Below are 8,600 nucleotides of genomic sequence, written 5' to 3' on the forward strand. Positions count from 1 at the left end.
GGGAACCGGGGCGGTTTTTTCGTCAGATGAATGGGCCGGGTGGTAATTGGGAGAAATATTTCGGGTGGGGTGGGCGGCGGAGCAGGAATCGGTGGGGCGCGTGGCGGATTTCGGGGATGTGCGCGGTTGCGGATCGGCCTTCCAAGGGGGCGATGCCCCGGGCGGTATGTGGTGGTGATCGCGCCCCGTTTTACCTTGGCCGGCCGTGATTGGCGAGGTCAATCTAGAGCTGCGCCGTCACCTGAAACCCGATTGTCACCCGTACCGTCGGAAATCCGGACGGCTTGTAAACAGGTGTACCCGCGAACAGGTCGTACGCGGCGAGTGCTTCACGCAGGCGCGCGGCTAACGATATGCTCGACCGCCTCGCCCTCAAAAATGCGACAGGTTCCTATAGTCGCGCAACCGACATGAAAAGCGCGTAGCGCCTCGGCGCCAGCACCCTGCCCCAAGCCTGCTTGCGAACCTCGACGATAGTCGGCTCGACACCACTCAGTGCGGCCGACGCGTCAAGGCATGCCGTATCGCCCAAGCGGCAGACGAACATTGCCCCGAGCTTGCGCGCGTCAGCGACCGTCAGCCACGGCGTCATTCGAGGATCAACCATGTCCCAGTAGCGCGTGTATCCGCTGCTGTAGAACACGATCGATTGAGCTTCGTGCACGGAACCCGCAATGACCGGAATGTCCTGCCCCGTTCGAACGCGCCACATCGCGTTAGCCGCGTCGGCAAGTTCCGCACGCGGCTCAGCAGCGTCGTCAGATTGTCGCAGCACGGCGACGTAGCCGACCGCGGCGGTTACGACGACAACCACCAGCCAGTATCCCGCCAGAATCCGACACGCCCTCTCCGCCACGATTTCGAATCGCTGAGCATGCAGCACCTTCAGCCATAACGGCACGATTGCAAACCACGCTGCCATTCCCCATACCGATGCCATCTGCGTTTTCGTCAATACTGCGACGACGCCCGTTGTAATGAGCGGCCCGAACGCCAGACACCAGAGGTCCGGACACAAGCCCGGCCTGACGCAGCTCGTCGCCATCACCTTCGCCGCCTGCCAGCGTGCACGACGAACCAGCACGATCACGAACAGGAAACTCAATGCAAGATAGCCAAGCTGCGCAGCCGTGTAGATCCCGAATCGGGCAAGCGCGGCGGGCAACGTGCCGCCGGTTCGGTCCTGCGCATAGTCGAACGTCAGAAACGCATTGTCGACGAGCCAGACAACATGTGGCGCCAGTACGATCGCGCCCGCGACTGCCGCAAGCAGGGTATTCCAACTGAACAGACGCATGCGCCACACTGGCCGCACAAGTGCCGCCACGAACAGTGCCATCAGCAAGACAACAGAAAAATACTTGGCGAGCAGTGATGCGCCTGCAAGCGCGCCCAGTGCCAGCGCGGATCGCCATCCCCCTGCCTGCATGAACCGAACGAAGCAATAGGCAGTCCACGGCCAGATCGACAACAGAACCGCATTCGCATTGAACTTGACTGCAAGATTCGAGTAGAGCGGCGAGACGGCCATCGCGAGACCTGCCACGACGGCAAGCGGACGTGGCAGGAATCGGCCGGCAAGTGCGACGATGCCGAGCAAGCCGACCATCGCATTGAGCGAAGACAGCGCGAAGTAGGCGAGGTCCGTGTTTGGAAAGACTTTGAACCACGCTGCCGTGATCCACGCAAAAAACGGCGGATGCTTGGCGTAACCTGCTTGCCATTCGATTCCCCACGCATAGTTCTCGACCATGTCGCCCTGTATGTCGAGATTGCCTCGCGAAAGCCAGGCTGCGATGGTCCAGACAACCGCATGTGCGGGAAGCAGCGCGATCAGGAGCAATGTATTGCCGGCTTCGCGTGTCTCATCAAGGGCGCGCGGCGGCTCGTGCGTAAGTGATTGCGTCATGACGGATGTTTGTGTACAGAGATGCGTCGTCTGCGTTGACCCGCTCACGCGTGACGGTTGTTGAATGCGGGGATGGTGTCGGCCGTGAAAGCGAGCGTCACGCGGAGCCCTTCCGATGGATTCTGCGCACGACATAGACCGGACGCCGCTTGGATTCCATATAGATGCGACCGACGTACTCGCCGATTACCCCGATGCCGATCAACTGGACGCCACCGAGAAACAGCACCGCCGTGATGAGCGATGCATAGCCGGGGACACCGACGCCATGTATCAGCGTGCGCAGCATCAGATAGGTCGAATAGAAAATTGCGAAGACTGCAGTTACGCCACCGATATAGGTCCATACGCGCAGCGGCAGCGTGCCGAAGCTCGTCAATCCCTCCAGCGCGAAATTCCACAGCTTCCAGCCCGAAAACTTTGAGTGACCGGCCGCGCGAGGACGCCTCACGTAGTCGACCGACGTGACGCGGAAACCGACCCACGCGAAGAGCCCCTTCATGAAACGGCGGTTTTCGGGGAGCTGTTTCAGCGTATCGACCACTTGCCTTGTCATCAACCGGAAATCGCCGGCGTTTTCCGGGATCGATGTATCGGAAATCGCGTTGTGCACGCGATAGAAAAGCGCCGCCATGCCGCGTTTGATCCACGAATCCACATGGCGATCAACGCGCATCGCGAGCACCACATCGAACCCGGATCGCCAGCGATCCACCAACACGGGGATGACTTCGGGCGGGTCCTGCAGATCTGCATCGAACGGAATCACCGCATCGCCTGCGGCATCGTCGAGACCCGCGGTCAGCGCCGCTTCCTTGCCGAAGTTTCGCGAAAGATCGATAACACGAATGCGCGCATCCGCCTCGCAGAATGCAAGCAGTCTTTCGAGCGTGGCGTCGGTGCTGCCGTCGTTCACGCACACGATCTCGTAGTCCGCGTCCGGGATGCTGAGCAGCACCGTCTTGACCTCGCGGAAGAAGGCATCGACAACCGCTTCCTCGTTATGGAACGGGACGACAAGCGAGACGAGCGCGCGGGTTCGGTCGACGTTAGTCATTTCGTTGAGCAAGTGCGCCGATTCGTGTCCGGGCAGACATATCACCCGCGAAACTGATCAAAAGTACGCAACACATCGGACGTGACTGCGCCGTTCTTTCAGACGGATTCGTAAGCTTAAGTTTCGTCCTATGGATTTCGATATTTTGCATTCGCAGTCCTATTTTTTATTCGATCAATTGATCTCGATACCAGACGAATCGTCCCTCTCAACCGGTTCTTCTAGGACGTGAAGACGTTCAGATACTTAGTCGGGTTACACGATCCACGATTTGATTGCAACCCCATCATTCCGCAGATAAGTTTCATCGCGAATCAAACAGATTGCAGCAGCATGCCAAAGCCGTGCCGAACATGAAATCGGACGAAGACGAAATTGCACGACACCCCGGCCCGGATTCGCCGACCACCGAACACGCGATCTTCCCTGTCTCGGTCGGGCATGCCATTTTCGGCGCTCGCTTTCACGATGAGCGCGTCAACGCTCTTTCGTCGGCCGGGTCAAAGACGCCGAAGAGTCAGAATTGCGCTGTCAGCTGAAATCCGAATGTCACGCGCACCGTCTGGAACCCCGACGGCTTGTAGACCGGCGTGCCGGCAAACAGATCGTACGCATAGCTGCCGAATCGTGTGCCCACACCGCCCTTCACGCCGATTACCGCACCCGCCAATTGCGTGCCGACAAGCGCGACCGGCTGTGCTCCCCATACGCGGCCGTAGTCGAGCCCCGCATAAATCGCCTGCCCCGTCTGCCCGATCGGCATCTGCAACTCGTTGCGCCAGTAGAAACCGCGCGCAGCCGCCAGCATCGTCTCGCCGTCGAAGCCTCGCACCGTGTAGCGGCTGCCGATCGTGAGGTCGTCGATGTAGTACAACGTGTTGCCGGTGTATTGGCTGTGGAATGTTCCGACGTAACGGAATGGTTGTTTGGCGATGGCGAACGGCACCGACAGGTTCGCATCGAGCACGGCCATCTTGTATCGATAGGTCGGGCCGCCCTCTGCTGCAAGCACGTCATCCCGTGCGCCGAATGCGCCGACGCCTTGGCGATATGCGAGTGTTCCATCGAACTGCGCACCGCCAAAGTAGTGCCGATCGGTCAGACCGATCTCGACGAACGTGTTGTTGCGGCGCTGCTGCGGGATTTCGGTGTTTTCAATGAAGCTTTGGCCGAAGCGGCGCGACAGCCGGAATTGCGCGCCGAATACATCGTTCTGGCTGCGCAACAGCTCGCGGTTCATTTTGAAATCGACCGTCTTCGAGTTGCCGCTGGCGACGAATGTCTGGTTTACGCCGGCAATCTGCTGATAGTACGTGTTCGTGTACGCCGAGAGCGTCGCGGTCCAATAACCCCATGGGACCGAATAGAAGCCGTTCCAACCGTGCGAACCGAGGCGTTTGTCGCCGAATTCGAGATCCTGGCTGACGCCGATGTTGAAGATGTCATTCAGGCCGAGCGGGTTGTCAATGCCGAGCGACAGGTTGCCTTGCAGCCTGCCGGTCGCGCGCGTGCCGGAGTTATCGATCGATGCGACGACGGTCCATGGTTTGGCGCGCTTCACATCCAGTACGACGTCGCTTTCGCCTGGCATATCGGCCGGGACGATCTGCATCGACACGTCCTGGCTCGATACGCGTTTCATTTGCTCGAGGCCTTGTTCGAGGTCGCGCAGGTTCAGGAGGTCGCCGTTGCCGGCCGGGAACGCGGTTTTCCATGTGCCACGCAGTTTCTCGTCGGAGAAGCTTACGCGGCGGATCACGCCGGGGATCAGGGTGAGTTTCAGCACGCCACTCGACAGATCCTGTTCGGGTACGAGCACGCGCGTCGTGACATAGCCGCGCGACAGGATCACTTGAGACAGGCCTTTGACCAGCACGTCGATGCCTTGCTTGCCGACGCATTGCCCGGCGTAGTGGCCGAGCCATTCGCGGGCGAATGCGAAGCGGTCCATCGGTAGTGCGGACGCGCCAAGTGACTTGGTGGCAGCGGGCAGCGAGTCCGGCACGTCGAGTGTGTAGCGATCGATCCTGAAGCACGGTTGCTCGACAGGCAGCGATGGATAGGCTTCCGCGTTTGGCACTTCCGAACGCACCGATTGTGCGTGCACCGTCATGTCGCGCTGCTGAACCTCGTGTTGTTGCTGCACCTGCCGATCCTGTTCCGCGTTCGCCCTCGCGGCGGCGGCTTGGTCGGCGGGCGTAGGGGCCTGCTGCGCCTGCAGCCCGAGCGAAACCAAGGCTGTGATCGGCAAAGCCGCCAGCCGCTTCTTGATCTTCATTATTAAGTTAATCCCCGATTCTATCTTTTCTATTGCGCTCGAATTCAAATTCCACACACCAGGCGATTCACTTCCCCCTTAACGATCCGCCTGCACCGCCAAACAGCGATTTCCCGTTCGACTGTGATTCGCTGCTGCTACACATATCGATCCGCACTTTCTTTAATCAATTTTCTTTCATCTTGGTGAAAATTCAGACTGAATCCATCTACTTACCCCCCGATTCGATCATCTCAGAGACGAAAATGACGCCATGCAGGACTGAATAAATAGATATATCCCACGATGAGCATGAAAATCAGCAGCAAAACAAGGAATAGATATCGCCATCCCCTACGCGTGGTCGGAAGATTGCTGATGCTCGTCCCCGCACCCGTTCCAGCACTGAAAAGTTCGACAGCGATATACAGCAAGAGGGCAACAACCATCGTCGCTTTCGCAAGCGTACCGAAGAACAATTCGGCGAATCGATAAGGCCACGTGGATCGACGCGGCCCCACCGCCGGACGACGGAACTCTGGATGCTTATTCGAGAACATTGGCGTTGAAGCAGAGCGTAAAAGGAGAATGAGTTGCAAGCATTGGGTTCTTTGTTTCATGCCTGCTCGTTCTCTCCGGCATAATTGCCGCGCACGCTGTCGCTGCGGCTGAAGCTGACGTTGACACCACCACCCTGACTGACACTGAAGCCAACAACCGGAGCGAGAACGGGACAAGCGCCAGAGCCGCCACCCTGTGTAATTTCCACTACCTGTCTTCTTCGCCGTCTTTCGTCTTGTAGCTGTCGCGAGCCTTTTTGCAGCTGTTGCCGAATGGATTTATCTTCAACATATGTACCTGAGATGCGTAGCCACCAACCGATGCAACAACAATTCCAGTTAAAAATACCAGTATTGATGAAATTGTTTTCAACCCAATTTTAACTGAACAAATAACCAATACCACCCCGAAAATTACCAGAGCAATTCGCACCCACTCCTTTAAGTTTCCATCTTCTATAAATTTCATCCACCACCCCTATTCAACGAATCCTGAATCCGGTTAGCTGCAGCTGAGTTTTTCAAAAGCTCAAGCACTTCATTAATCACCGGACTATAGAGAGGAAATCTGTCCATGCTCGGCGATCGACCGATGCGCGGCCGTCGCAAGAACAATCTTGCGGCCACTTTTGCGTTCGTCGGCAAGGTAGTCGACAGGCGGATCGCGGTAGGGAAGCAACTCCGCTCGAAAATCGGCGTGCTCTGCGATTTTTGCCTTGAATGCAGCGCGACCGCTGGCGAGCCAGAATGGCAATCGCAACAAGTTTGCAGGTTTACGTCTGACGACACGCATCACGGATTCCATTAAGGTATCCGATGGCGTCAGCGTGCCGTCGGGATTGACGACAAGCGATAGTTTTCTGGTCTCTCGCATTTGCTCTGCTTCATTTTCGTTCGATGCCGATTTCGGATATCGAAATGAATCCACGATACAACGCAAAAATCGCTCTCAACCCCACATCAAATTCAATTCCCATTTTTTCGATGCGAGGCGAGAACTGAACAAGCGACAAAGCTGCCACCCAGTGCAATTTCCATTACGTGCCTTCTTCGTCGCCTTTCATCTTGTAGCTGTCACGCGCTTTCTTATAACTGTTGTCGAACGGCTTAATTCCTAGCTGATGTGCTTTACTCGCGCACCCACCAACAGCCGCGATGACTAAACCCAACGACATTAATAGAATCGACCGAATCAAGATAAAACTGACAGCACCAATCGCAACCCCAATAACTATCAATGCGGCTCGAAAAAAGATTCGCCAGCGCCGTCACCTGCGTCAAGATCGGCTTGCCGTCCGCCGTCGAGCCCGCGTAAATCCACTTCGCGCCCGAATCTGTCGGCGCCTGGCCAACCAGCGTATCGGGCGCACCCGACTCATGCCCATTTGCGAACGTGCTTACACCCATGATGCGCATCTGCTCTTCGATCTGCGCTTGCGTGTATTTGCCCTTGCTCTTCTCGGCCAGTTGCTTCGCAAGCGTCATTTCCTCCGGATGCAACTGCCTGTTGAACCGGTCAACGTTGTACCCCGAAAATCCTCCAGCATCACCACCCACCGCTCCACCGGCCCCCGTCGCGATCACGTTCGCGATGATGTTGCCGAGCGCCTGGTTCATTTTTGAACCGGCGATCGCCGCGTTGCAGATGCGCACGACAGCAAGCGAGAACGGGACAAACGGCAGAGCTACCACCCCATGCAATTTCCTTTACCTGTCTTCTTCGCCGTCTTTCGTCTTGTAGCTATCGCGTGCCTTCTTGTAGTAGCTGTCGAAAGGTTTTATACCCAACATGTGCGCTCGGCTTGAATATCCACCAATTGCACCAATGGCAAGACCGATGAGCGCCACGATCAGCGTACGATCATATTTCAACCCAAGAAAACCGATAGCCATCCCACCGAAACAAAGTACACCTCGAACCAAGGGGCTGAAGTTTCCATCGCAAATGAGTTTCTCTTTCATCACTCACCATCCCCCTTTTTAAATTTATTAATCCAAGATGAGCCTTTTATATATTCTGCGATTTCGTTCAGAACAGGAGAGAGCAATGGATAGCGGTCGGAGACAAAGAAATTTCCAACATCAACTAAGCTATCCGTGATAAACGGCCTTGGAGTTGGATTCAGCGCTTGTTGTAATGCGCTCGCGCCCAAACCAACTGCAGTCGCACCAAATGACAATGCGGCAGCCTCAGGAGAATGCGGCCCCGGTAGAGCCGCCGCCGCACCAGCCGACGCGCTAACACGCCCCGCATTCGTCGAAATCATCGACGCTGTATCCGCCGTCGTGTTCCTCACATAGTTCACATCCGACTGGTCAAATTTCGTGAACGGCCCCGTTACATCAACGCTGAAGCCTTTCTTTCCGGTCTGGTCATAAACGATGTGCGGCACATCATTCTGCGCCGAAGCAGAATTCGCAAGAATATAGCGCTGCAGTTCAGGATTCGGCTGCACCGTGATCTGCGTCAAAATTGGCTTGCCGTTGTCGGTGGTCCCCGCATACTGCCATTTCGCCCCTGGATCGGTTGGCATCTCCCCGACCAATGTTGCAGGTGTTCCAAATTCACGATCCCCACCGATTAACCCGCCCATGATCCGCATCTGATCCTCAATCTGAACCTGCGTATATTTCCCATCGCTCTCTTCCGCTAGCCTCTTCGCCAGCGTTTGCTCCTTCGCCTTGCTGTCCTCGTGCAACTGCCTGTTGAACCGGTCAACGTTGTACCCAGAAAATGCTCCTGCATCACCGCCCACCGCCCCACCTGCCCCCGTCACGATCACGTTCGCGACGATGTTGCCAAGCGCCTGATTCATG

The 8,600-nt window shown here is 56.8% G+C and carries 10 protein-coding genes and 2 pseudogenes; 1 reads left to right on the forward strand and 11 read right to left on the reverse strand.

Annotation, left to right across the window (positions count from 1 at the left end; translation table 11 throughout):
* Positions 1–223: 223 nt before the first annotated feature.
* The 3 genes and pseudogenes from ACV229_RS40190 to ACV229_RS40200 form a co-directional block, all read right to left on the reverse strand.
* A pseudogene (locus ACV229_RS40190) lies at positions 224–319 on the reverse strand (peptide transporter); the annotation flags it as partial.
* Between the two features lie 72 nt (positions 320–391).
* Positions 392–1,909: a glycosyltransferase family 39 protein gene (locus ACV229_RS40195; RefSeq protein ID WP_448088597.1), complete on the reverse strand. Its 1,518-nt coding sequence runs from the start codon at positions 1,907–1,909 to the stop codon at positions 392–394.
* Between the two features lie 97 nt (positions 1,910–2,006).
* Positions 2,007–2,966 (reverse strand): glycosyltransferase family 2 protein, encoded by a 960-nt coding sequence (locus tag ACV229_RS40200; protein WP_448088606.1) that lies wholly within the window; start codon positions 2,964–2,966, stop codon positions 2,007–2,009.
* A 353-nt stretch (positions 2,967–3,319) separates the two neighbouring features.
* Between ACV229_RS40200 and ACV229_RS40205 the strand changes: the two genes are divergently transcribed.
* Positions 3,320–3,505, forward strand: coding sequence for a hypothetical protein (locus tag ACV229_RS40205; RefSeq protein WP_448088598.1), 186 nt, complete (start codon positions 3,320–3,322; stop codon positions 3,503–3,505).
* On the opposite strand, the gene ACV229_RS40210 is transcribed toward ACV229_RS40205, so the two are convergent.
* From ACV229_RS40210 to ACV229_RS40245, 8 genes and pseudogenes are all read right to left on the reverse strand, one after another.
* A complete protein-coding gene (locus tag ACV229_RS40210) occupies positions 3,484–5,244 on the reverse strand; it encodes a ShlB/FhaC/HecB family hemolysin secretion/activation protein (RefSeq protein ID WP_448088599.1) in 1,761 nt (586 codons plus the stop codon). The genes ACV229_RS40205 and ACV229_RS40210 overlap by 22 nt on opposite strands.
* A 233-nt stretch (positions 5,245–5,477) precedes the next feature.
* Positions 5,478–5,843: a hypothetical protein gene (locus ACV229_RS40215; protein ID WP_448088600.1), complete on the reverse strand. Its 366-nt coding sequence runs from the start codon at positions 5,841–5,843 to the stop codon at positions 5,478–5,480.
* On the reverse strand, positions 5,840–5,992 hold the full coding sequence (locus ACV229_RS40220; protein WP_448088601.1) for a hypothetical protein: 153 nt from the start codon (positions 5,990–5,992) through the stop codon (positions 5,840–5,842). Before ACV229_RS40220 ends, ACV229_RS40215 begins: the two co-directional genes overlap by 4 nt.
* Positions 5,992–6,252: a hypothetical protein gene (locus ACV229_RS40225; protein WP_448088602.1), complete on the reverse strand. Its 261-nt coding sequence runs from the start codon at positions 6,250–6,252 to the stop codon at positions 5,992–5,994. Before ACV229_RS40225 ends, ACV229_RS40220 begins: the two co-directional genes overlap by 1 nt.
* Before the next feature lie 84 nt (positions 6,253–6,336).
* Positions 6,337–6,657: a hypothetical protein gene (locus ACV229_RS40230; protein WP_448088603.1), complete on the reverse strand. Its 321-nt coding sequence runs from the start codon at positions 6,655–6,657 to the stop codon at positions 6,337–6,339.
* A 254-nt stretch (positions 6,658–6,911) separates the two neighbouring features.
* Complete coding sequence (locus ACV229_RS40235; RefSeq protein WP_448088604.1) at positions 6,912–7,475, reverse strand: hypothetical protein; 564 nt, start codon at positions 7,473–7,475, stop codon at positions 6,912–6,914.
* Positions 7,476–7,490: 15 nt separating this feature from the next.
* Positions 7,491–7,745, reverse strand: coding sequence for a hypothetical protein (locus ACV229_RS40240; protein ID WP_448088605.1), 255 nt, complete (start codon positions 7,743–7,745; stop codon positions 7,491–7,493).
* A pseudogene (locus tag ACV229_RS40245) lies at positions 7,745–8,600 on the reverse strand (hemolysin); the annotation flags it as partial. The pseudogene ACV229_RS40245 and the gene ACV229_RS40240, both read right to left, overlap by 1 nt.

This window comes from Burkholderia sp. MR1-5-21 (assembly GCF_053427715.1).

What these genes read in the sequence shown, in the direction of transcription:
- ACV229_RS40215 (WP_448088600.1), bottom strand. Translation starts at nt 5,843, where the DNA reads ATGAAACAAAGAACCCAATGCTTGCAACTCATTCTCCTTTTACGCTCT.
- ACV229_RS40195 (WP_448088597.1), bottom strand. Translation starts at nt 1,909, where the DNA reads ATGACGCAATCACTTACGCACGAGCCGCCGCGCGCCCTTGATGAGACA.
- ACV229_RS40225 (WP_448088602.1), bottom strand. Translation starts at nt 6,252, where the DNA reads ATGAAATTTATAGAAGATGGAAACTTAAAGGAGTGGGTGCGAATTGCT.
- ACV229_RS40205 (WP_448088598.1), top strand. Translation starts at nt 3,320, where the DNA reads ATGAAATCGGACGAAGACGAAATTGCACGACACCCCGGCCCGGATTCG.
- ACV229_RS40210 (WP_448088599.1), bottom strand. Translation starts at nt 5,244, where the DNA reads ATGAAGATCAAGAAGCGGCTGGCGGCTTTGCCGATCACAGCCTTGGTT.
- ACV229_RS40200 (WP_448088606.1), bottom strand. Translation starts at nt 2,966, where the DNA reads ATGACTAACGTCGACCGAACCCGCGCGCTCGTCTCGCTTGTCGTCCCG.
- ACV229_RS40240 (WP_448088605.1), bottom strand. Translation starts at nt 7,745, where the DNA reads ATGAAAGAGAAACTCATTTGCGATGGAAACTTCAGCCCCTTGGTTCGA.
- ACV229_RS40230 (WP_448088603.1), bottom strand. Translation starts at nt 6,657, where the DNA reads ATGCGAGAGACCAGAAAACTATCGCTTGTCGTCAATCCCGACGGCACG.